Origin of the sequence: Bradyrhizobium sp. USDA 4538, from assembly GCF_024171045.1 — a bacterium.
GTDB classification, from domain to species: Bacteria; Pseudomonadota; Alphaproteobacteria; order Rhizobiales; family Xanthobacteraceae; genus Bradyrhizobium; species Bradyrhizobium australafricanum.
Genome location: NZ_JALJZE010000001.1, coordinates 8,194,154 through 8,217,467, shown reverse-complemented (window position 1 = coordinate 8,217,467; position 23,314 = coordinate 8,194,154). Strand labels below are relative to the sequence as shown.

General features: G+C 66.0%; 18 protein-coding genes. 9 read left to right on the top strand and 9 right to left on the bottom strand.

Annotation, left to right across the window (positions count from 1 at the left end; all coding sequences use genetic code 11):
* Positions 1-49: 49 nt before the first annotated feature.
* The 6 genes from J2R78_RS45065 to J2R78_RS37835 all read left to right on the top strand — a co-directional run bounded on the left by J2R78_RS45065 (position 50) and on the right by J2R78_RS37835 (position 8,561).
* A complete protein-coding gene (locus J2R78_RS45065; RefSeq protein ID WP_309145031.1) occupies positions 50-763 on the top strand; it encodes a hypothetical protein in 714 nt (237 codons plus the stop codon).
* Between the two features lie 615 nt (positions 764-1,378).
* A complete protein-coding gene (locus tag J2R78_RS37855) occupies positions 1,379-2,692 on the top strand; it encodes an N-acetylmuramoyl-L-alanine amidase (RefSeq protein ID WP_253608810.1) in 1,314 nt (437 codons plus the stop codon).
* A 237-nt stretch (positions 2,693-2,929) separates the two neighbouring features.
* On the top strand, positions 2,930-5,431 hold the full coding sequence (locus J2R78_RS37850; protein WP_253608809.1) for a penicillin-binding protein 1A: 2,502 nt from the start codon (positions 2,930-2,932) through the stop codon (positions 5,429-5,431).
* A 106-nt stretch (positions 5,432-5,537) separates the two neighbouring features.
* Positions 5,538-6,669 (top strand): peptide chain release factor 2 gene (prfB, locus tag J2R78_RS37845; RefSeq protein ID WP_141342568.1). Its coding sequence is split into 2 segments (ribosomal slippage): positions 5,538-5,606 and positions 5,608-6,669, totalling 1,131 coding nucleotides; the frame shifts between segments, so codons are not numbered across the junction.
* Between the two features lie 3 nt (positions 6,670-6,672).
* Positions 6,673-7,542 (top strand): NAD(P)-dependent oxidoreductase, encoded by an 870-nt coding sequence (locus tag J2R78_RS37840; protein ID WP_253608807.1) that lies wholly within the window; start codon positions 6,673-6,675, stop codon positions 7,540-7,542.
* 83 nt (positions 7,543-7,625) lie between these two features.
* Positions 7,626-8,561 (top strand): DMT family transporter, encoded by a 936-nt coding sequence (locus tag J2R78_RS37835; RefSeq protein WP_253608806.1) that lies wholly within the window; start codon positions 7,626-7,628, stop codon positions 8,559-8,561.
* Here J2R78_RS37835 and J2R78_RS37830 read toward each other — a convergent pair.
* Entirely contained in the window at positions 8,521-10,674 is a 2,154-nt protein-coding gene (locus J2R78_RS37830; protein ID WP_253608804.1) for a carbamoyltransferase C-terminal domain-containing protein, read from the bottom strand. The two genes, J2R78_RS37835 and J2R78_RS37830, sit on opposite strands and share 41 nt — an antisense overlap.
* 160 nt (positions 10,675-10,834) lie before the next feature.
* Here J2R78_RS37830 and J2R78_RS37825 point away from each other — a divergent pair, with 160 nt between their 5' ends.
* Positions 10,835-12,070 (top strand): ABC transporter substrate-binding protein, encoded by a 1,236-nt coding sequence (locus tag J2R78_RS37825; RefSeq protein ID WP_253608802.1) that lies wholly within the window; start codon positions 10,835-10,837, stop codon positions 12,068-12,070.
* 199 nt (positions 12,071-12,269) lie between these two features.
* Here the strand turns inward: J2R78_RS37825 and J2R78_RS37820 are convergent, their stop codons facing one another.
* The 6 genes from J2R78_RS37820 to J2R78_RS37795 all read right to left on the bottom strand — a co-directional run bounded on the left by J2R78_RS37820 (position 12,270) and on the right by J2R78_RS37795 (position 18,627).
* Entirely contained in the window at positions 12,270-13,556 is a 1,287-nt protein-coding gene (locus J2R78_RS37820) for an O-antigen ligase (RefSeq protein ID WP_253608801.1), read from the bottom strand.
* Between the two features lie 6 nt (positions 13,557-13,562).
* Complete coding sequence (locus tag J2R78_RS37815) at positions 13,563-14,990, bottom strand: glycosyltransferase family 1 protein (protein ID WP_253608798.1); 1,428 nt, start codon at positions 14,988-14,990, stop codon at positions 13,563-13,565.
* On the bottom strand, positions 14,987-15,727 hold the full coding sequence (locus J2R78_RS37810; RefSeq protein WP_253608796.1) for an ABC transporter ATP-binding protein: 741 nt from the start codon (positions 15,725-15,727) through the stop codon (positions 14,987-14,989). The genes J2R78_RS37815 and J2R78_RS37810 overlap by 4 nt, the downstream gene beginning before the upstream one ends.
* Before the next feature lie 3 nt (positions 15,728-15,730).
* Positions 15,731-17,671 carry a glycosyltransferase gene (locus J2R78_RS37805; protein WP_253608795.1) on the bottom strand — a complete coding sequence of 647 codons (1,941 nt, stop codon included), beginning with the start codon at positions 17,669-17,671 and terminating at the stop codon, positions 15,731-15,733.
* A gap of 17 nt (positions 17,672-17,688) precedes the next feature.
* Positions 17,689-17,901 carry a hypothetical protein gene (locus J2R78_RS37800; RefSeq protein WP_253608793.1) on the bottom strand — a complete coding sequence of 71 codons (213 nt, stop codon included), beginning with the start codon at positions 17,899-17,901 and terminating at the stop codon, positions 17,689-17,691.
* A 294-nt stretch (positions 17,902-18,195) separates the two neighbouring features.
* Positions 18,196-18,627, bottom strand: coding sequence for a hypothetical protein (locus tag J2R78_RS37795; protein WP_253608791.1), 432 nt, complete (start codon positions 18,625-18,627; stop codon positions 18,196-18,198).
* A gap of 162 nt (positions 18,628-18,789) precedes the next feature.
* Here J2R78_RS37795 and J2R78_RS37790 point away from each other — a divergent pair, with 162 nt between their 5' ends.
* Both J2R78_RS37790 and J2R78_RS37785 read left to right on the top strand, forming a co-directional pair.
* Positions 18,790-19,665, top strand: a complete 876-nt coding sequence (locus J2R78_RS37790; protein ID WP_253608790.1) for a DUF6502 family protein — start codon at positions 18,790-18,792, stop codon at positions 19,663-19,665.
* Entirely contained in the window at positions 19,662-20,891 is a 1,230-nt protein-coding gene (locus tag J2R78_RS37785) for a DUF5666 domain-containing protein (RefSeq protein ID WP_253608788.1), read from the top strand. The genes J2R78_RS37790 and J2R78_RS37785 overlap by 4 nt, the downstream gene beginning before the upstream one ends.
* Before the next feature lie 70 nt (positions 20,892-20,961).
* On the opposite strand, the gene J2R78_RS37780 is transcribed toward J2R78_RS37785, so the two are convergent.
* Together J2R78_RS37780 and J2R78_RS37775 are read right to left on the bottom strand one after the other, a co-directional pair.
* Positions 20,962-22,317: a M23 family metallopeptidase gene (locus J2R78_RS37780; protein ID WP_253608786.1), complete on the bottom strand. Its 1,356-nt coding sequence runs from the start codon at positions 22,315-22,317 to the stop codon at positions 20,962-20,964.
* 100 nt (positions 22,318-22,417) lie between these two features.
* Positions 22,418-23,143, bottom strand: coding sequence for a peroxiredoxin (locus J2R78_RS37775; protein ID WP_253608785.1), 726 nt, complete (start codon positions 23,141-23,143; stop codon positions 22,418-22,420).
* Positions 23,144-23,314: the final 171 nt, after the last annotated feature.

Below are 23,314 nucleotides of genomic sequence, written 5' to 3'. Positions count from 1 at the left end.
CGGCAACCGCCGCCTCGCTCACCTCGGGGGCGTGGTCGTGATCATGTGCATGATCGTGGTCGTGATGGTCGTCGTGACCATGATCGTGGTGGCCATGATCGTCGTGGTCATGCTCATGGTCCTCGTGATGCGCATGATCATGCTCCTCATGCTCGTGGCCTTCGTGGGCGACCACGCCGTGATCGTGGTGCCCGGCATCTTGCTCATGATGCTCGGCATCGACGGGATGTTCGTGGGCCTCGATGGTGGGCAGCGCCTGCGTGTCGTTCGCCCCCTCGATCACCTCGCTCTGGACGCGCTCGCCATGGCCGCGCCGACGGGCGTTGCGATGGCGCGACCGGCGGCGATGGCCGCGGTTCTCGTGCTCTTCCTCGGCCTCGCGATGGGCGCGCTCGTCGGCCTCGATCAGCGCCTGACGGTCGGCGACCGGGATCTGGTAATAGTCGGGATGGATTTCGCTGAAGGCCAGGAAGCCATGCCGGTTGCCGCCATACTCGATGAAGGCGGCCTGCAGCGACGGCTCTACGCGCGTAACCTTGGCGAGATAAATGTTGCCGCGCAGCTGTTTGCGCTGGGCGGTCTCGAAATCAAACTCTTCGACGCGATTGCCACGGACCACAACGACCCGGGTCTCTTCCGGGTGGGTGGCATCGATCAACATCTTGTTGGGCATTTTGGAGCTCTTGACGGCGGCGGGCGCGGATCATGGCGCGCGCAAACTGCGCCGCCCGGTGACGCGACGGTCCACCTGATTCGGGGGTGAGGGGAAGGCCGAAACGCATCTCGCGGCGCAGCGCCGGACGGGAACTCACCGGGATGATGCGACGGGCGAAGTTTTCACCTCGCGTCAGCGCGATCATTCGGGGGATCCTGGTCGGCAATGCAGTCTGGCGCATTAAGCGTCGGCCCGTCTAAACATGTTGGCGGCGAAAAATACCGCCGTATCTTTTGCTGAAAGCCCCGTCTGGCGCCGAAGCGCCTGCCGGCCATCGCATATCGAGGCCCCAAGGGACCGGATAATCGGTTATGCCTTGTCTCAAACCGTCCCTCTGGCGAGGGAGTGTGCCTGGGACCGGACGCCGCTCGGGCTTGAATCCGCCACTCCGTGTCAGCCGCGCGCGGCGCTGGCTGGGGAGGGACCGGAAAAACACGGCGGGATCTTCGATCGGGAAGGTTCCACCGCTGCACCGGGAGGCTGAACGCGACACAACCGGGAGTACTAGCCGTCAGCACCTCGTACATACGTGGATTGACCGCCGCGTGCAAGGGAAGCGTCACGCCGCCGCAACACTCGGTTCTTTTCACCGGAGCGTCATTAGGGGGCGATTAACCGTGTGGTTCTAATGCGGTAAGAAGCAGCTGGGAGGCTACGAATCGGGTGGCGAACCGCGCAAAACACCTTGTTTTTCTGGGATGCGGGCTGTTGTGCGCCGCAGCATCGGTGTTTGCCATTGCCGGCGCCCCGAGCGCCGCCGAGGGACCGCAGAACGGCCCGCCGGCACCACCGGCCGCGAGCGCCCCGAATTTCCCGGTCGCATCCGGCGCCAGGCTCGCCGGCGACGCCAAGCAGACCCGATTCATCCTCGACCTCGACCGCAAGATCGAGTTTCGCGCCTTCCCGCTGGCTGACCCCTACCGCGTCGTGGTCGATATCCCGCAGGTCGATTTTCAGCTCGCGGCCGGCACCGGCTCGGCGGGGCGGGGCCTGGTGAAGGCGTTCCGCTATGGCCTCGTGATGCCCGGCGGCTCGCGGATCGTGTTCGACCTGACCGGACCGGTGAAGATCGCCAATTCCTACGTGCTCGACGCCGCCAACGGCCAGCCGCCGCGGCTGGTGCTGGACTTCGAGGAGGTCGACCGCACCAGCTTCGTGCAGTCGCTGGCGCCCGCGAGCCGGCCCGAATCGAAACCGGCGATTTCCGAATCCACCACCGCCACCATTCCGGCCGTCACCTCGGCGGCGCTGCCGCCGGTCGCGGTCACCGACGCGCGCCCGCTGATCGTGATCGATCCCGGTCACGGCGGCATCGACAACGGCACGCAATCCGGCGACCAGACCGAGAAGAACCTGGTGCTGGGCTTTGGCCTTGCCCTGCGCGACCGGATCGAGAAGTCGGGCAAGTATCGGGTGGTCATGACGAGGTCCGACGACACCTTCATTCCGCTCAACGATCGGGTGAAGATCGCGCGCTCCCAGTCCGCGGCGCTGTTCGTCTCGATCCACGCCGACGCCCTGCCGCGCCGCGAGGGCGATGCCCAAGGCGCCACGATCTACACGGTGTCGGACAAGGCCTCCGACGCCGAGGCCGAACGGCTGGCCGAGGCAGAAAACAAGGCTGACGCCATTGCCGGCGTGAACCTGACCGACGAGCCGACCGAGGTCGCCGACATCCTGATCGACCTCGCGCAGCGCGAAACCAAGACGTTCTCCAATCGCTTCGCCCGTCTTCTGATGGACGAGATGAAGACCACGGTGCGGATGCACAAGCATCCGCTCAAATCGGCCGGCTTCCGGGTGCTGAAGGCGCCCGACGTGCCGTCCGTGCTGGTCGAGATCGGCTACGTCTCCAACAAGGGGGACCTCGAGCACCTGGTCTCCGAGAGCTGGCGGAACAAGGCGGTCGGCTCGATGGTGCAGGCGATCGACACGTTCTTCGCCAAACGGCTGGCAACTGCTGGGTCGGCAAAGTGAAATCGGCTCGCTGAAAAGCCGGGGCCGCTGCGCCGAAGCCCTAGTTTGGCCACAGCCGCGACGGTATAGACAATGGACCGCAGGTCCGCAGAATCGACCATATTGTCCGGCGGCTCTTGTATACTCGCGTGCGCAAGGTGGCTCGCTGGGCCAAGGCTTCGTTGTGTGAGGCTCTCGCACTTTTGGACAGGCGCTTCTGATGGCTGAGCGCCGGAGGGTAGGAACGGAACGTCGATAATGCGCCTGCTCGTGCGGTTTATGGGTTTCTTGTTCGCCGCCGGAACCGTCGTGTTCCTGGTCGGTGTCGCCGCCGTCGCTGGCGCCATCTGGCATTTCTCCAAGGATTTGCCCGACTACTCGCAGCTGCAGGACTATGAGCCGCCGGTGATGACCCGCGTGCATGCCACCGACGGCGCGCTGCTTGGCGAATACTCCAAGGAGCGCCGGCTCTATCTGCCGATCCAGGCGGTGCCGAAGCTCGTGATCAACGCCTTCCTCGCCGCCGAAGACAAGAACTTCTACGAGCACGGTGGCATCGACTATCAGGGCATGGCGCGCGCTGCCATCCTTTATGCGCAGAACTACGGCTCGAACCGCCGCCCGCAGGGCGCCTCGACCATCACCCAGCAGGTCGCGAAGAACTTCCTGCTCACCAACGAGGTCTCGTTCAGCCGTAAGATCAAGGAAGCCTTGCTGGCGATGCGCATCGAGCGCGCCTATTCCAAGGACCGCATCCTCGAGCTCTATCTGAACGAGATCTATCTCGGCCTCGGTGCCTACGGCATCGCGGCGGCGTCGCTGGTCTATTTCGACAAGTCGGTCAACGAGCTGACGATCGCGGAGGCATCCTATCTCGCTGCGCTGCCGAAAGCGCCGGCGGCGCTGCATCCGGTGCGCAACCGTGACCGCGCGATCGAGCGCCGCAACTATGTGATCGATCGTCTGCTGGAGAACGGCTGGATCAAGCAGGCCGACGCCGACAAGGCGCGCAAGGACCCGCTCAACGTCACCAGCCGCTCGAACGGCGCGCACATCTTCGCCGGCGAATATTTCGCCGAGGAAGTCCGCCGCGACATCTTCGAGCGCTACGGCGAAAAGAAGCTCTACGAGGGCGGCCTGTCGGTGCGCACCACGCTCGATCCCAAGATCCAGGTGATGGCGCGCAAGACCATGGTGGCGGGGCTCGTCAATTACGACGAGGCGCAGGGTTGGCGCGGGGCGCTGCACAAGCTCGACATTTCCGGTGACTGGGGCGTCAAGCTCGCCGACGTGAAGTCGCTGTCCGACATCTCGCCGTGGCGGATGGCTGTCGTGCTCGAGACCAGCGATCAGTCGGCGCGGATCGGCTTCCAGCCGGGTCGCGAGCTCGGCGGCGCGGTCAGCAAGGAGCGGCAGACCGGCATCATCACGATGGACGGCGTGCGCTGGGCCAAGACCAAGGGCAAGGCGCCGACCGCCGTTTCGCAGGTGCTGCAGCCCGGCGACGTGATCTACGCCGATCCGCTGGTGACCAAGGACGGCAACGCGGTCGAAGGCCAGTATCGCCTGCGGCAATTGCCTGAAGTGTCCGGCGCCATGGTGGCGATGGATCCGTGGACCGGCCGCGTGCTCGCGATGGTCGGCGGCTTCTCGTTCGACCAGAGCCAGTTCAACCGCGCGACGCAAGCCTACCGGCAGCCGGGTTCGTCGTTCAAGCCGATCGTGTACTCGTCGGCGCTGGACAATGGCTATACGCCGTCGACCACCGTGATCGACGCGCCGATCGAGATCGATCAGGGGCAGGGCGCCGGCGTGTGGCGTCCGGAAAACTATTCGACCGGCAAATATTACGGCCCGACCACGCTGCGCAACGCGTTGCAGCGCTCGCTCAACACCGTGACGGTGCGGCTCGCGCAGGACATCGGCATGCCGCTGGTCGGCGAATACGCCAAGCGCTTTGGCGTCTATGACGAATTGCCGAACTATCTGTCGTATGCGCTGGGTGCCGGCGAAACGACCGTGATGCGCATGGTCACGGCCTATTCGATGTTCGCCAATGGCGGCCGCCGGGTGAAGCCGACGCTGATCGATCGCATCCAGGATCGCTACGGGCATACCATTTTCAAGCACGACACCCGCGAATGCCGCGGCTGCGACGCGCCCGGGGGCTGGAAGAGCCAGCCGGAGCCGCAGCTCGTCGACCGCCGCGAACAGGTGCTCGATCCGATGACCGCCTACCAGATCACCGAGATGATGGAAGGCGTGGTCCAGCGTGGCACCGCGACCGTCGTGAAGGAGGTCGGCAAGCCGATCGCCGGCAAGACCGGCACCACCAACGACGAGAAGGACGTCTGGTTCGTCGGCTTCTCGCCCGATCTCGCAGTCGGCGTCTACATGGGCTACGACAAGCCGCGCAATCTCGGCCGCGCCGCCACCGGTGGCCACGTCGCCGCGCCTATCGCCCGCGATTTCCTCAAGCTTGCGCTCGCCGACAAGCCGCCGACGCCGTTCAAGGTTCCGGCCGGCATCAAGCTGATCCGCGTCGACGCCAAGACCGGCATGCGCGCCGGTCCCGGCGACGGCGGCAACACCATCCTCGAAGCCTTCAAGCCGGGCACCGCGCCGCCGGAGAACTATTCGGTCATCGGCGTCGCCGATGCCGATGGGCGCGGCCCTGCGCCTGGCCCGCAGCCGTCGCAGAATGGGGCGCAGCCGGATGGCGGCTTCTTCATGCGTCCGGGAACCGGGGGGCTTTACTAGCGGTCGATCCGGCCAAATCGCCGGGATAGTGCGGCCAAGTCGATTGCGCTTTGCCGCGCCGGTCGCTACATCCCCCGGAACCTTTTTAGCCAACACCTGAAAGACCATGCGCGCGGAAATCGAACGCCTTGTTGAAGAGATCAAGCAGTCAGTCGGGCTGCTGAGGAGGCATCTTTGACGTCGAACAATCGACGGCACGCCTCGCTGAGCTGAACAAGCTCGCAGAAGACCCCAATCTCTGGAACGATCCCCAGAAGGCCCAGCGGCTGATGCAGGAGCGTACCTCACTGGAGGACGCGCTCTCAGGCATCGGCAAGGTCGAGCGCGAGCTCGAGGACAATATCGGCATGATCGAGCTCGGCGAGGCCGAGAACGATGAGGGCGTGGTCGCCGAGGCCGAGAAGGCGCTCAAGGATCTCAAGAAGGAGGTCGCCCGGCGCGAGCTGGAGGCGCTGCTGTCGGGCGAGGCCGACAAGTTCGATTCCTATCTCGAAGTCCATGCCGGCGCCGGCGGCACCGAGAGCCAGGACTGGGCGCAGATGCTGCTGCGCATGTACACGCGCTGGGCGGAGAAGCACGGCTTCAAGATCGAGTTCCTCGAAGAGTCCCAGGGCGAAGAGGCCGGCATCAAGTCAGCCACCATCCAGATCAGTGGCCACAACGCCTATGGCTGGTTGAAGACCGAGGCCGGCGTGCATCGCCTGGTGCGCATCTCGCCGTTCGATTCCAACGCGCGGCGGCACACCTCGTTCTCGTCGGTGCAGATCTTCCCCGTGATCGACGACTCCATCAAGATCGAGATCAAGGAGTCCGATGTCCGCACCGACACCATGCGGTCGGGCGGCGCCGGCGGTCAGCACGTCAACAAGACCGAATCGGCGGTGCGCCTCACCCATATTCCGACCGGCATCGCCGTGGTCTGCCAGGCCGGCCGCTCCCAGCACAAGAACCGGGCGCAGGCCTGGGACATGCTGCGCGCGCGGCTCTATGAGATCGAGCTGAAGAAGCGCGAGGAGCAGGCTGCTGCCGATCAGGCCGCCAAGACCGACATCGGCTGGGGTCACCAGATCCGCTCCTACGTGTTGCAGCCGTATCAGATGGTGAAGGACCTGCGCACCGGTGTGCAGACCTCCGACACGTCGGGGGTGCTCGATGGCGACCTCGATGAATTCATGGCGGCGACCTTGGCGCAGCGTGCCTTCGGCACCGGGCCAGGATCCGTCGAAGATGTGGATTAGCCCATGCCGCGCGTCGCTTTCATCGGATTGGGACGCATGGGCCATGGCATGGCCGGCCGTTACCTCGATGCCGGCTTCACGGTCGCCGTGTGGAACCGGAGTAGGGCCAAGGCCGCGGACCTGATTGCCCGCGGCGCGCTGTGGGCGACCTCGCCGGAGGATGCCGCGATCGACGCCGATGCGGTGGTGACCATGGTCGCCGACGACGAGGCCTCGCGCGCGGTCTGGCTGACCAAGGACGGCGCTGCCGCCAACATGAAGGCCGGTACGCTCGCGATCGAATGCTCCACGGTCTCATACCAGCACACGCTGGAGATGGCGCGCGAGCTCAACAGCCGCAGCCTGATCTACATCGATTGTCCGGTCACCGGCCTGCCGGAGGCGGCGGCCGCCGGCAAGCTGACGCTGCTAGTGGGCGCTGATCCGGCCGATCTCGAACGCGCGCAGCCCTATCTCGCGCCGATCGGCAGCACGATCCGGCATTTCGGCCCCGTCGGCACCGGCACCGTGTTCAAGCTGATCAACAACCTGATCGGCGCGGTGCAGATCGCAAGCCTCGCCGAGGGCGTGGCGATTGCCGAGCAGGCGGGCCTCGACATGCAATTGGTCGCCGAGGCGCTGGCGACCGGCGCGGTGGCAAGCCCGCAGGTGATCCGCCACAGCAAACGGATGATCGACCGCAACTTCTCCGGCGCCTCCTTCACCGCGGCGCTGCGCCACAAGGATGCCGACTACGCCGTGCGGCTCGCCGAGACCTTGCTGCCCGGAGTACCCGTCAGCCGCGCCGCGCTCGCCGCCTACGAAAAGGCGAAGGCCCATGCGCCCGACGCCGACGAGGGCCAGATGATCGAGATCGTGTCGCGGCCGAAATAGGCGGGCCGCCATTGTCGGAAATCGGGTGGGAATATTCGCGGCGCTGCCCTAGTCACCTGTCCGACTGCAGGTGAGTGCCCGACATGCCTTCCGCCGACAACTGGATCGATCGCCGCGACTGGGGGCTGCTTGTCCTGCTGTCGGTACTCTGGGGCGGCTCGTTCTTCTTCAACGGCGTGATCCTACGCGAATTGCCGCCGCTGACCCTGGTGCTGTTGCGCGTCGTGCTCGGCACGATCATCCTGCTGCCGCTGCTGCGGGCCGCCGGAATCGAATTCCCGCGCAGCCTGTCCGGCTGGGCGCCGTTCGTTGCGATGGGGCTGTTCAACAATGTGCTGCCGTTCGCGCTGATCGTGTTCGGGCAGACTTATATTCCGAGTGGGCTGGCCTCGATCCTCAACGCGACGACGCCGCTGTTCGCGGTGATCGTGATGGCGGCGGTCGGCGAGGAACGGTTGCAAGCGCGCCGCGTGGCGGGCGTTCTGGTCGGGCTGATCGGGGTTGCGATCCTGCATGGCGATGCGCTCGGCTTCGAGAGCCGGCAGGGCATCGGCATCCTGCTGTGCCTCGCGGGCGCCTTCAGCTACGGCATCGCGGCGCTAGTCGGGCGGCGGCTGCCGCAGCGCGTGCCGCCGCTGGGGACCGCGACGTTCCAGATGATGGCCTCGGCGGTGCTGATGGCGCCCATCGCCGCCGTCGTCGATCGGCCGTGGCTGTTGCCGATGCCGCATCCCGCGACATGGCTCGCCGTGCTCGGGCTCGCGGCGCTGTCGACGGCGCTGGCCTATATAGTGTTCTTTCAGATCCTGCAGCGCTCCGGCGCGACCAATGTGATGCTGGTGACGCTGCTGATTCCGGTCACCGCGATGCTGCTCGGGTATCTCGTGCTCGGCGAGCCGATCGCACTGCGCGAGGTGATCGGCGCGCTGGTGATCGCGAGCGCGCTGCTCTTGATCGACGGCCGCGTGCTGGCCTGGTTCAGCCGCGCGCCTGCTTCCACGCCGCATACCATCCGCTGAAGCGGCCGCTGTCACGCTCGCCGCCGTGCCAGGCGGCGCAGGCGGTGCCGTCGTCGGCGACCAACACCACGGCATCTAGCCCCTTGGAGCGGCGCAGCGTGTCCATCGCCTGCGCCGGCGTCTGCGCGATCGGACCTGCGACGTTGAACGAGGTGTTGACCGACATCTCGACGCCGATATGGCGGCCGAGCGCCTTCAGATAGGCGTAGGTGAGGGGATCGTCGGCCTCGCGCACGATCTGGATGCGGCCGGTGCCGTCGGCATGCACCACCGCCGGAATTTTCGCGCGCGCCTCGGGCTTCGAATGCGCCGTCAGCACCATGTAGTTATAGGCGTTGTAGTCGGCGTCGGAGGCGCCGTCTGCGAGCTCGAAATAATCGCGCGCAGCTTGCAGTGTCGCCATCGGTGCCAGCGGCCGGATCGCCTCGCGATACTTGACGCGCTCGTTGAGCCGCTCGCGCACCTCGGGGTCGCAGGGATTGGCGAGGATCGAGCGATGGCCGAGCGCGCGCGGGCCGGTTTCGGCGGCGCCCTGATAGATCGCGATCACGCCGCCTCGCGCCACCATGGACGCCATCAGGTCGGCAACCGCGTCGCGCCCTTCTGATGTCGCCACATTGCCGATCTCGGTCGAGGCGACGTCGTCGGCTTGCAGCGCCGTCGCGATGTCGGCGTTCGAGGGCGGCAGGCCGCAATAGAATGCGTGCGACAGCGGCGCGCCGCGCGGCGCGCCCGCCATATGCGCGAACAGCCAGGCGGCGCCGATCGGCACGCCGGGATCGCCGGGCACCGGCGGCACCCACATATGCAGCCGCGTCTTGCGCTGCTGTGCGCCTTCGAACCAGGCCTCGTCGAAATGCTCGAGCAGACGCATGTTGCCGAGCGCGTTCAGCGCGACGCCCCCGGTCAGCACCAGGCGGTCGGTGCCGGTGGTGCGCAGGAGATGGTCGATGACATGGATCATCGCGTCCTCGAACACCAATTGCGTCGCGGCCGCCTTGTCGACGCGGTCCTTGGTGTCGGGGCGGTGATTGATGTTCTCGACGCGCAGCACGGCGTCGGGATTCCAGAGCTGGTCGGGGCGCAGCGGCGGGCCGAGAATGTCGATCAGCGGCTGATGATAGGGATTGTCGGCGGGATCGGCGTACCAATTGGCCATCGCGCGATTGAGCTGAACGCTGCCATTGGGCCCGAGCTGTAGCACCGCCTTCAAGCGCTGATAATACGGATTGGTGGCGCGGTTCATGTCGCCCCAGGCGGCGGCGCCCATGTAGCGGCCCTCGCTGGAGAGCCAGGTCCAGCCGCCCTGGCTGGATGAGATCACGGTGTAGAAAGCACCGAGCGAGTCGAACAGGCTCTCGTTGCAATAGAGCTGCTTCATCTCGCCGTTCTCGGCGACATAGAGCGAGATCGAGCCGACGTCGCCGGTACCGTCGAGCACCGCGATCGCGACACGCTCGCGCGCATCGGCGAACGGCGAGGCCGTGAACGAGTACCAGGCGTGATTGTCGTGATGCGGCATGCAGATCAGCGGCAATTGCTTGTCGAGCCCGTACATCCTGCCGAGCCGGCGCGACAGCCGCCGCACCTGATCCAGCTGGCGCAGATTGATCGCCGGTGCGATCGGGGCGCGCAGCAGTTTGAGGCTGGCCGGCGCTTCCTCGAGCGAGGTGCGGATCAGCATCGCCAGCAGCGCCGGATAGTCCCATGTCGTGACGAAGGCGGCGATATCGCCGATGTCGCGGCCCATCCGCTGCAACACCTTGCGCATGTCGTCGAGCGCGTGTTGCGGGAACTCGTTGGTGTGCTTGTTACCGGAGAAGCGCTCTTCCTCGTTGTTGACGATCAGGCGCGGTCCGTCCTTCTGGGTGATCTCGACCAGCGCGACGCCGGTATTGTGCGTGCCGGGGCAGGCGAGGCCTGCGATATAGACGGTCTCGCCGCGCTGCAGCTTTTCGCGGATCGAGGCGATCGTGCGCTGCGCGAACGCGCCATTTGCCTTGTGCAGGCCACGCTTCGCCAGCGCAGACTCGCTGAGGCGGCGCGTGATCTCATAGCCCGCGGCCGCAAGATGCGGATGCCGCGGACCGGTACGGATGTCCGGTTTACGCAATCAGAACGCCTCGACTCGTGATCCCCAGATCGACCTTCAATCATAAATAGCGCCAGGCAACAATGCCGTTTCGCCCAACGGAAAAACCCAGCGCTTGCCAGCACATGCGTCTCTTGCGAGACTTGCCGCCAAAACCAACGACAAAAATCGGGAGAAAACGATGCCGGCTCGTTTCGGATATATTGGCGCAATCGCGGCGTTCGCAAGTGCGGCACTGATCGCGACCTCGGCCACCGCGCAGAAGAAATACGATCCCGGCGCGAGTGATGGCGAAATCAAGATCGGCAACATCATGCCATACAGCGGCCCGGCGTCGTCCTATGGGGTGATCGGCAAGACCGAGGCCGCGTTCTTCAAGATGACCAACGAGCAGGGTGGCATCAACGGCCGCAAGATCAACTTCATCAGCTACGACGACGCCTATTCGCCTCCGAAGGCGATCGAGCAGGCGCGCAAGCTGGTCGAGAGCGACGAGGTGCTGCTGATCTTCCAGCCGCTCGGCACGCCGTCCAATTCGGCGATCATGAAATACATGAATGCCAAGAAGGTGCCGCAATTGTTCGTCGCCTCCGGCGGCACCAAATTCGGCGACCCCAAGAACTTCCCCTGGACGATGGGCTTTCAGCCCAACTACCAGAGCGAGGGCCGCATCTACGCAAAGTACATTCGCGACAAATTCCCTGACAGCAAGATCGCGGTGTTCTGGCAGAATGACGATGCCGGCAAGGATCAGTTCAAGGGCCTGAAGGACGGGCTCGGCGACAAGGTCGGCATGATCATCGCCGACAAGTCGTACGAGGTCTCCGATCCCTCGATCGATTCGCAGATCGTCGCGCTGCACGATTCCGGCGCCGACATCTTCTTCTCCTGGGCGGCGCCGAAGGGCTCGGCGCAGGCGATCCGGAAGGTGGGCGAGCTCGGCTGGAAGCCGAAATTCTTCCTCGCCAACACCGCGACCTCGGTCGCCTCGGTGCTGAAGCCGGCCGGACTCGAGTTCTCCAAGGGCATCATCTCGACCGCCTATCTGAAGGACCCGACCGATCCGACCTGGGACAAGGATCCGGCGGTGCAAAGCTGGCGCGCCTTCATGGACAAATATTATCCCGACGGCGACAAGGCCAATGCCAACAACCTCTATGGCTATGTCCAGGCCGAGGCGATGATGCAGGTGCTGAAGCAATGCGGCGACAATCTCACGCGCGAGAACGTGATGAAGCAGGCCGCCAGCCTGAAGAACTTCCACTCCGACCTGATGCTCCCGGGAGTCATGGTCAACACCTCCCCCGACGACTACTTCCCGATCGAGCAGATGCAGCTGATGCGCTTCAACGGCGAGGCCTGGGAGCTGTTCGGTGACGTCATCACCGGCGAGGTCGGGCACGAGGCGTCGCGGTAGGCGAGTGGTCGTTATGAGGGCGGCGCTGGCTCGGTAAACACCGCTGTCGTCCCGGCGAAGGCCGGGACCCATACGCCGCAGCGGATGTTGTTGAAGGGACTCGTCGTTCCAGCATCGCGCAACAATCAGCATTTGTGGTTATGGGTCCCTGCTTTCGCAGGGACGACACCGAATGTGCTGCGCGGCGTGAGTCACAAATCTACGCCATAATTTTCTCCGGCCGGCGGGCGCGAAGCGCCATGCCGCCGGCGACGCCGACGCCGATCACGTACATCCAGCCCTCGTGAAAATCGGACAGATGCGAATTGAGCAGCGAGCTTGTGATGTTCTGCACGACCACGGCGAGTCCGATCCAGCTCACGAGATCGCGGCCGGCGAACAGCCTGACGTGGCTGATCCACATCGCGTAGAGCAGCAGGATGCCGATCAGCCCCCACTGGACCCCGACATTGAGGGTCTGGTTGTGCGGGTTGTTGATCACCTCGGCCTCAAGGCTGGCTTGTCCGACGGCATCCTGCGTGAACATGCGCCTGATCGCGCCGGTGCCGTGCCCGAGCCACGGCGCCTCGCCGATGAACTTCACCGACTTCCGCCAATAGGTCAGGCGCTGCGCCGTGGAAGCGATGCCTGACGTATCGTGGGCCCGATACTCGATGCCGACGTCGGCGATGCGCTGGCGGAGGTAGGGAGACGTGGTCCAGACCACGAGGCTGGTGACCGCGACGCCGGCGAACAGCAGCCGCGTGGCGCGCCGCGACAGATGCAGCGAGGCGAACAGGATCAACAGCACCGGCATGTAGACCAGCGCGGTCCGCGCAGAGACGACATAAAGCATGTTGGCGACGAACAGCAGCATCAGCGCGATGGCGCCGGCAGCGAAGCGCCATTGCCGGGCCCTCAGCGTCGTCAATGCCGGCAGTGCCAGCGCGAACGCACAGAGCGCGAACTCCTGACTCTGGTCGAGGTAGTTCTTGACCGGCACGCCGTCGGATGCGGTGTGCGCGAGCTTGAGCTGCGGCACCGCCAGCGCGATCCAGGACAGGATCATCAGCAGCGTGCACGATACCAGGAAGGCTACGAATACCCAGAGCCCGCGCTGTGAGCGCTGGAAATAGCCGAGCAGGAACGGCAGCAGCAGCAGCTTGCTGAGCGGCTTGATGCCTTGCAGCCGTTCGACCCAGCTCGTCTCCGACCACGCTAGGCCGATCACCGCGAGTGCGACCAGCGCGATCGGCAAGGCAAAGGCCGGTTGCGCGAGGTCGAGAATGAACTGCTCCCAGTCGATGGTCGGGATCACGGCGACAAGCCACAGCAGCATGAAGACGGCGAATGCCGTGGTCGACCAGGGTAGCGACGCCGCGGCCAAGACGATCAGGGTATCGGCGGCGCGGACATAGGGGACTGAGCCGGACCAGGTGCGGACGCGATCGCGCCATCGTGCTGGCGGTTCGATTGCGAGACCAATGGCGTCGGAATCGGTGCTCATGACCGGTTACACGCCGTGCGCGGTTGCACCGCTGAAGGTCGCCATCGCGGCGGTGAGCGCCTCGGCGGCGGCCGCGACGTCCGGGGCAGCCCAATGCGACAGCAGGTCGCGCGCCTGGGTGTGGTGGCCGAACCGCTCTGCAAGTTCGGCCCGCCGCGCGCGGATCCGGTCGCGCCATTGCTCCTGCTGCGCCAGCACGCGCCGCACCGAAGCGCAGATCGAGTCGGTCGAGAACGGATCGAAATAGTCGGCAAGCTCGCCCGCGACCTCGCGGAACACGGCAATATCGGAGCACAGCACAGGAGTGTTGGCCGCGAATGCCTCGATGATCGGGACGCCAAAGCCTTCGGCGAGGCTCGGCATGATCAGGCCATGCGCGTCCGCGATCAGTGCCGCCTTCTCGTGCTCGTCGACATAGCCGGAGAAGCGGACGTTCTTCGGCAGGTTGCGCGCCTGGTTGGCGCCGCCGGCATAGCCGATCACGACGAGATCGGCCTCCGGCAGCTTGCGGAAGGCGCGGATGACGGCCGCGAGGTTCTTGCGGGGCTCGTTCGAAACGATGACGACGAAGCTCGGCCGAGCCGGGACGGCGGTTGGCACCGGCGCAAGCGGCGCTTCCGCGACGTCGAAGCGGGTCCGCGGATAGACCACTCGCGCCGGAATATGCGCATATTGCGGGAGCAGGGCGCGGAAGCGGTTCATGCTGTAGTTCGAGACGAAGGCGAGCTCGTCAGCCTGATTCACGCTGGTGAAAAGGCGCGACAGGAACAGGCGTGTCGCGATGTCGTCCAGCTTGAGATCGGTGATCGGCAACAGGTCGTGCACGACGCAAATCACCTTTGCGCCCGGGCGGCGTTGGATCGCAACCCGGGTCGGGGTGTCGACGAGAATGACGTCATAGTCGCGCGCATCGACCCGCGGTGGCGGCAACCGGGTCAGGGCCGAGGTGTCCTGATAGCTGTAGAAGCCGGGCTCGAGCAGGAAATCGCCGAACAATTCGAGATGGCGCAAATCGGTCGGAATGTATTCGAGGCCCTCGGTCCGGTTCTCGATCAGCTTGACGCTGGTCGGCAGCAGATGAATCGAGCGCAGGAAGGCGATGATGAATTCGAGCGAGGTCGCCGCGTCGAGCTTGTGCTTGAACCAGCTGACGGTGCGGCGCAGGCCGCCGCGCATGATCGGCGAGTTCATGTCGGTTTCATCGAGGTAACGATAGAGCGCGAGCAGCTCGATCAGCCGGGAGTCCTCGGGCAGCAGGCGCGTCCGCTGCTGCCTGCGGCGCAGCTTCCGGTACCGGCGCGTGGTCTCCACGACGAGGGTCAGGGCATGGCCGTCGCCGGCCAGCGAGCGGATCAATTCACGGGTGAAATGGAAGATGCCGCGCTTGTGGTTGGGCTCGCCAAGCGCCTCGCTGACGACCAGGATCTTTGTCATGCGCTGATTTCTCTAAGCTCGAGGTGATGCGGGACGGGCGCATCCAGCCCGACGGTGCTGGCGATGCGGCCGTGATCGAGATTGATGATGCTGTTGCAGGTCCGGCGCAGCAGGGCGTGGTCGTGCGAGGCGATGATCACGATCGCCGCGGTCTCGACCATCTTGCGCAGCCGCTGCTCGGCCTTGGCCGAGAAATTCTCGTCGACCACGCTGAGCCACTCGTCGAGCAGCAGGATATCGGCGGGAAACGCGGTCGCGGTCGCGAACAGCACGCGCATCAGCATGCCCGACGAGAACATGCGCAGCGGCAGCCGCTGCATGCGCTCCTCCAGTTCGGTGAACGCCCAGATCTCGTCCAGGATCGCCGGCGTCGGCTTGCGTCCCGAGATCCGCAGCAGCAGGCTGATATTGTCGGCGGCGACGAAATCGAGATTGACGCCGGCACCGAGGCCGAGCAGCGGCACGATGTTGCCTGATATCTCGACGCGGCCGCTGGTCGCCGGGAACACGCCGGCGATCAGCCGCAGCAGAGTGGACTTGCCGGAGCCGTTCGGGCCGGCGAGGCCGATGCGGGCGCCGGCGTTCGCCTCGATCGAGATGCTGTCGACCGCGCGGATGGTCCGCATCTCGCTGGCCTGGCGGAACAAGCGGCCGAGCAGGCGGCGCTTCAGCGAGAAGTCGTAGGCGCCGTACAGCGGATAATCGAGGCAGACGTCGCGGAGGTGGATGCTTGCCATGCCCTAGATCCAGAATGCCGCTTTGCGCAGATGAGTCGTGGTGACGATCGCGGCGATCGCGAGCGCGGCGAGGCACGCCAGCACGTAGATCACGCTTGCCGTTGCGACATGACCGGTCGCCAGCGGGTCGCGCCAGATCGCGAACAGATGCGTCAGCGGATTGAGCCGCATCACGGTCGAGCCGCGATCGATCATCTCGGATGTCCAGATGATCGGCGAGGCCAGGAAGGCCAGCGTCAGCGAGGACTCGATGATCGGCTTGATGTCGCGGTAACGCGTCGCCAGCGCGCCGAGCACGAGGCTCAGCCCCAGCGTGCAGACCACGAACAGGGCGAGGCCGGGGAGGGCGGCAATGGCGCCGCCGACATCGCGCGGCGTCAGCACGAGCCACAGGAGTAGCGGCACGACCGCGTTATGGGCGGCGAACAGCGCCTGGCGGAAGGTACATTGCAGCAGGAAGATCACCGGCGGCAGCGCGCGATCCTTGATCAGGCTGGCCGAGCCCTGCAGCGCGGTGGTGGCGTCGAGCACCACGCTGTTGAGGAAGGTCCAGGCGGTGAGGCTCGCCGCCAGCATCGGCAGCCGCGCCACCGCGCTGGCGTTGGAGAGATGGCCGATGACCGAGCCGAGCACGGCCACCATGATCGCCATCTGGATCGACATCCAGAAGGGTCCAAGGAGGGAGCGGACGTAGCGATGACGCACGTCGGACCAGGCCAGTGTTGCCGCGATCTGGATCGCGCCGACGAAACCTGCCGTTCGGGGACGCGGGGCTGGGGCTGACGACCCCGCGTCCCTTGCGGCGGCCTCCTCGGTAACGACCTTGCGATACACCGTCTCGACTCCCTCCTTGAAGGCTGCGGTTGAGTATTTCGTCATCGCGCGATGGCGTGCGGCCTGACCCATGCGGCGGCGCCGCTCGGGATCGTTGATCAGCGTCTCGATGGCGTCGGCGAGCGCGGTGGGATCGCCGGGCGGCACCGTGATGGCCTCGAGGCCGTCGCGGGCGACATGCGGAACGCCGGTGTCGAGTGCGGTGTTGACGACGGGCCGGCTTGCGGCCATCGCCTCGAGCTGCGCCAGCCCGAAAGTCTCCGCATTGGTCACCGACGGCATCACGAAGACGTCGGCGATGCGCATCAGCTTGATGCGTTCGCTCTCGGACACCGAGCCGAGCAGGCGGACGCGGTCCTGCAAGCCATAGTCGCGGATCAGCTGCTCGAGGTTGTCGCGCTCGCGGCCCTCGCCGACGATCCAGACCTCGAAATTGCGGGCATGCGCGGCGCGCACCAGCACGTCAAAACCCTTGTAGGGCACCAGCCGTCCGCAGGCGAGCACGAGACGGCCGCGGGCATTGACGTCGTCGGCCTGTGCGGCCGGCCTGTCATATTTGGCGACATCGACGCCGAACGGAACGGCGTGGCACTTGTCGGAAAATTCCTGCAGCAGCGGCGTGGTTTCGATCAGCACCGGATCGGAGACGATGATCGCGGCGGCCCGGCGCAGCGTTCGCCGCATCATCGGCTCGACGAGGAAGCGCAAGGCCGCGTGCGAGACGATGTCGGCGTGCCAGTGCACGACCAGCGGGCGGGTGCGGCCGAGCCCGAATGCGAAGACGAGGTCGGCGAGCGGGAAGGGGGCGTGCAGCGCCAGCAGGTCGTGCTCGGCGATGCGGCGCCACAGCCGCCACGGATAGGTCGGCGCGGCCGGCAGCGACAGCACGTCGCCGAACGAGTGCACGCGCTCGACCGCAACGTCGTTGACCACGATCTTTTGCTCGCCGCCGGAGCGCGAGCAGACCAGTACGGCGGCGTTGAACGTGTCCTTCAGTCCGGCGCAGATATCGCGGATCACCGTCAGCGTGCCGCCGAACAGGTCGGGATAGTAGACCTTGAAGATGTGGAGCACCGACGGACGCCGGGCCGGCTCGTTGACGACGATCATGGGCGGCTCGATCCGGATCATGCGACGAACAGGGCGACGATGAACGGCAGCGCCAGCGCGGCGGCGAACACCAGCGAGCGCAGCAGCGCCGGAAACACCGGCTCGATCGGGCCGCAAGGCGCCTGCGGCGTGAAACAGAATGGCGCCTGCGGCGTGAAACGGAGTGCGGTGGCGGCGAACCGACCGGGTTCCTGAAATGAACAGGATTCGCGGGACGAACGAAGAGACATTGGGTCGGATTCCCTTTTGGATGAATTCTGGATACGTGGGAAAATTTCACACGTCAATGGCGGGCGGACTAAAATGTGGGATTATGTCCCACGTATGGCGGTGGACAACTTTTTGCGGACGGCGGCGGAACGCATGACGGTGCGATCGCGCCGCGACGGCGCGGGCGAGCGAATGCGGGCGTATCTAAAGCGCCATGAGCCTACTTGTGGATCGAGCAACGGCCTCCGCTTCACCTCGCCCCGCGTGCGGGGAGAGGTCGGAACGCATCGTCAGATGCGTGCTCTAGCGGAGCGTCAGGCCGGCTCGGCGGTGCTGCGTTCGATCGGCTGCAACTGGCGCCTGATCGCGGCGATGTCGAAATGAATCCGCTCAGGCAGCATTGCCGCTGCCGGGCGCTGCAGATCCTGCTCGATCACGACGCGCTTGCCGCCGTCGGAGGTCAGCGCAATCGAGATCGATTGCGCGCGTGGCTCGGCGCGGAGGCCGGCATGCGCGCGGCAGGCATATTCGCCGGCGCGCAGACCGCCGAAGCCGAAGGCGAGCAGGCGGCCGTAGATGTAGAGCGCGAGCAGGTCGGTTTCGTCGAAGCGGCGCGGCGATCCGGGCGCAACGCCCGGCAGACAGGGATAGCCGCCCGCCATCACCGTCGACACGAACTCCTCAAAGGGAACCTGGGCGATCCGGCAGGCTTCCGCGATCGCAAGCTCGAATCGGGCAAACGTCATGGAGCGGTCCGTGGCGATGGCGGCAGTGCCGGACTCCGTGACACCCGCTGGCGAGCGCGCGAGCTGTGTCCGGAGGTGATTTTGTTTCCCATAAGTGGGAAAATGTCACACGTCAAGTGAGGTGGGATTGTGTCCCACGGCGCGGACGGCTAAAAGTTAGGCATGAATGCCAAGGGCCCGAAGTCGAAGGTGGGATCGTCTGCGCCGATCGCCGCAGCGAAGCTGCATGCGCCGCTGGCGCGGATGCTGCGTCCGCTGGTGCGGCTCTGCATCCGCGGCGGCATGACGTTTCCGGCGCTGACCCAGCTGCTGCGCGAGCTCTATGTCAACGTCGCCGAGCACGACTTCGCGCTCGAGGGCAAAGAGCAGACCGACAGCCGCGTCAGCCTGCTGACCGGCATCCACCGCAAGGAGGTGGCGCGGCTGCGCGGCGCCGGCGCGCCGGTCAATGCGGTGCCGGCGACGCTGTCGCGCACCAGCGCGATCATCGCGCGCTGGCTGGCCGGGCCCGAGTTCACCGATGCCAAGGGCGATCCGCTGCCGCTGCCGCGCACCGCGGACGGAGGCGCGCCGTCGTTCGAGACGCTGGTCGAATCGATCACCAAGGATGTGCGGCCGCGCGCCGTGCTGGACGAATGGCTCGACCGCAAGCTCGTCACCATCAATGACGACGACGAGATCATGCTGGTCGAGGAGGCCTTCGTGCCGCATGGCGACGACGACCGCAAATGGCACTATCTCGGCCGCAACCTGCATGATCACGTGGCGGCCGCCGAGATGAACGTGTCGTCGGCCGCGCCGCGCTTCCTCGAACGCGCGGTGCATTACGACGGCCTGTCGGCGAAGCTGGCGAAACGGCTCGAGGGCCGCTCGCGCGAGCTGGCGATGGAGGCGCTCAAGGTTGCCAACCGCGAGGCCAACCGCGCGCTCGCAAAAGACAAGGGCGGCGACTATCGCTGGAATTTCGGCATCTACATCTACCGCGAGGGGCCGGATGGTCCGGTCGATGACGATGCCGACGAAGGCGGTGCAGCGTGAAGCGCCCGCCGGTCATTTCGCGCCGCGCGCTGCTGGCAGCGTTCTGGCTTGCCGGAACGTCGCTCGCGGGCGCGCAGGTCAAGAAGCGCGGCAACGACCAAGGCATCGGCGGCACCGGCATCACCGGTTCCGATCAGGGCATCGGTGGCACCGGCATCGTCGGGGTGATCCAGCGGTTCGGCTCGATCTATGTCAATGGCGAGCGCGTCGCCTACGCACCCGAGGTGCCGGTCAGAATCGACGGCGAGGCGGCGAGCGCCAAGGCGCTGCGGATCGGACAGCTCGCGCGCGTGGTGGCGCAGCGCGATGCCGGCGGCACGCTGTCGACCAAACGCATCGATGTGACCAGCGAGGTGACCGGGCCGGTCGAGCAAATGAAGCCGGGCGGGCTGACGGTGCTCGGCCAGACGGTCGCCTGGACCGGACGCGAGAGCTGGCTGAAAGTGGGCGCGCATGTCGCCGTGTTCGGGCTGCGCCGTACCGACGGCATCGTCGTCGCAAGTCTGGTGCAGGAGCGCCATGACGCCGCGGCGCGTGTCGCAGGGCCGCTCGAGCGCGACCGTGCCGGCGTCTTGCGGATCGGCGAGCTCAAGCTCGCCGGCGTCGATGCGGCGCTGGTCGGTCAGCGCGTGCAGGCCGAGGGACACGTCGCGCAGGGCGTGATGCAGGTGTCGCGCAGTCGGGCCGACGACTTCTCCGATCTCGCCGGCGCGAACCGGCTGTTGATCGAGGCCTATGTGCGGCGGGTCGGCAACGACCTGCAGCTCGGCTCCGGCTTTGTCGCGCGCGACCATTCGCGGTTTTCGCCGGCGGCCGATACGCGCGTCGTCGTCAACGCGCAGCTGTCGGGCCCGCGCGAGCTGCGCGTCGAATCGGTGCAGTCGGTCGGCAAGTTCCCGGGCTCGTCGGTGAAGAGCCCGGGCACGCCGGGCCGCGGCCCCGGCGGATCCGGGCCGGGTCATGGATCGGGACCGGGCGGCCCGGGCGGCCGCGGCGCGCCTGGTGGCGGCGGTGGGGCGCCGTCCGGCATGCCGGGCGGCAGCCCGCCAGGCGGCGGGCCTGCGCCTGATCCCCTGAGTGGTGGACCGACCGGCCCCGGTCCCGGTGGCTTCGGCCCGCCCGGCGGATCGTTCGGTCCTGGCGGCGGTGGTGGTCCGTTCGGGCCCGGCGGCGGATTCGGCGGTGGCGGACCGCCCGGTGGCATGGGCGGCGGCGGCCGCCGCTGAAACCACAAACAAGATCGGCGCAAGCGAGACCGCTTGCGCCGATGTTCAGATCGATCGTCGTGAGATTGAGCTAGCCGGCGCTGAGCCGAACGCCGGCGCGGAGGAATTTCTGCGGATCGACCGCTTCGCCGTCGATGCGGGTTTCATAGTGCAGATGCGGACCGGTGGAGCGGCCGGTCGAGCCAACGGCGCCGATCACCTGGCCGATCTTGACGTATTCACCGACCTTGACGCCGATCTCGGAGAGATGGCCGTAGCGGGTGGAGAGCCCGTTGCCGTGATCGACCTCGACCATGCGGCCATAGCCGCCGGCCCAGCCCGCCGACACCACCTTGCCGTTGGCGGTGACACGCACCGGATCGCCTTGCGCGGCGCGAAAGTCGAGGCCGGTGTGCATTGCCGGCCGGCCGAGGAAGGGATCGGAGCGCACGCCGAAGCCGCTGGTGAATTCGACTTCACCGACCACGGGCTTGCGGTAAGGCACCAGCGCCAGCGTCTGGTTCAGTCGCTGCATCTGTGCCCGGTTGATGCTGATGCGATAGAGCTGGCGTTCGAACGCGCCGGCGTCGGCAGAGAGTTTCACAGGGACAAAGGGCCCGCCCATGCCGGAGCGCGGCGTCGCCGCCTCGAGCTGCGCCATGTTGAGGCCGAGATCGGAGATGACGCCGCGCATCCGGCGCACCTTGGAATCGATGCTGTCCTCGACCGAGGCGAGCGCGGCAACCTGGCGCCGCTCGACCTGGTCAAGCGAGGTTTGCAGGCGGACCAGCACGTTGTCGACGCCCTGGGCCTTGGCGAACTGGTTCGGCTGCGTCTTGGCGATCAGCGGCGCGCGCGATTCCAGCCGCGCCTCGCGATCCGGCGGCGCCACGAAGATCACGGTGTCGCTGATCGGGGAGGGTTTCGGCGTGCCTGAGGACGGCGCCGCCTCGGCGCGGCCCTGCGGCTTGATCGATCCGGTGCTCGTGACGTCAGGCATCGCGCCGAGCGCGGTGGCGCGCGATTCCAGCGTCGACTGCCGCTTCATGATCTGGTCGAGCTTCTGGTCGAACTGCTCCTGGTCGAGCAGCTGGCGGCTGGTGGTGCGGTCGACCTTGGCGCGCAGCTCCGAGATGCGGTCCTCATAGGCGTATTGCATCTCGGCCTGGCGCGCGATCAGCCGGGTCAGCACGTCGTCGCGGAACGCGAAATAGGTCGCGGTCGCCGCCGACCACATGCCGAGCAGCACCACGGTGCCGACGATGATCCAGAACACCACCGGCCCGAACCGGACCTGCTTGCCGGCATGGACCAGGGTATAGCCCTCGCCGGAGGCCGCCACCACCGCGGCGGCAGGTGCGGGGTGATGGGCTGCCGGACGGCGTATCGGCGTCCGGCCATGGTCCTGCGGATGATGGTGTTTGTGGTGACCGGACCGGCTCGACATCGGTACTCCCGCGGCCGGTCGGACCAAGCTCCGTACGGCTAATTTGCGGGGCCGATTTGAGCCCGTCATGGTTAATTTTCAGGAAACGGAACCCGCCCGATCAGAGCGCCTGGGCAGCCTCCAATACCGCTTCGGCGTGGCCGTCGACCTTCACATGACGCCAGATCCGGGCAATTTTTCCACCGGAATCGACCAGAACCGTCGTGCGAATAATTCCCATGAAGGTCCTGCCATACATGGATTTTTCGCCCCAGGCGCCATAGGCCTCCAGCATCTGGTGGGCCGGATCGGAGACCAGCGGCACCGACAGCTGGTGTTTGTTTCGAAATGACTCCTGCGCCTTAACCGTGTCGGCGGAAATGCCGACCACTTCGGTCCCTGCCGCTACGAACTCGCTTTTGAGCCGGGTGAAATCGATCGCCTCCCTGGTGCAGCCGGGGGTGTCGGCGCGGGGGTAGAAGAACAGCACCAGCTTCTTGCCGGCAAAATCCTTCAGCGAAACGCTGTCCCCGCCGTCGCGCGGCAGGTTGAAGGCCGGTGCAGTGGCGCCCTCGACAAGTGTGACGGCGGACGAACTGGTCACGGTAGCGGCCGGCTCTCGCTTTAACGGTTTCGATGCCGCCTTGTGCGAGGCTTTGCTTTGAACACCCGCTGCGGTCGCCTTGGTCGTTTTCTTAGTTGTTTTCTTGGCCGCTGCCTTCTTCGCAACCGCTGTGCGGGTTTTCGTCGCGGACTTCCCAGTGCTTGCGCTTGCGGCGCGCGCAACCTTTGTTGCGACCCGCTTCCCGGTTGTGTTGGAGGATTTCTTGCGCGTTTTCTTGGACATACGCCTTCCTTTCGTCGCTTTCCGAAGCTCAACCATTGGGGTATTGCGGTCTTATTGGCGGCGGCCGGATTCGCACCGGCCGCTGGGCAAGTTTGATGGCCACGGAGTAAGGTGACAAGGAATTCGACGCGTGACCCGTCCGCTTGCTGAATTGGCTTTTGATTGGTTGGT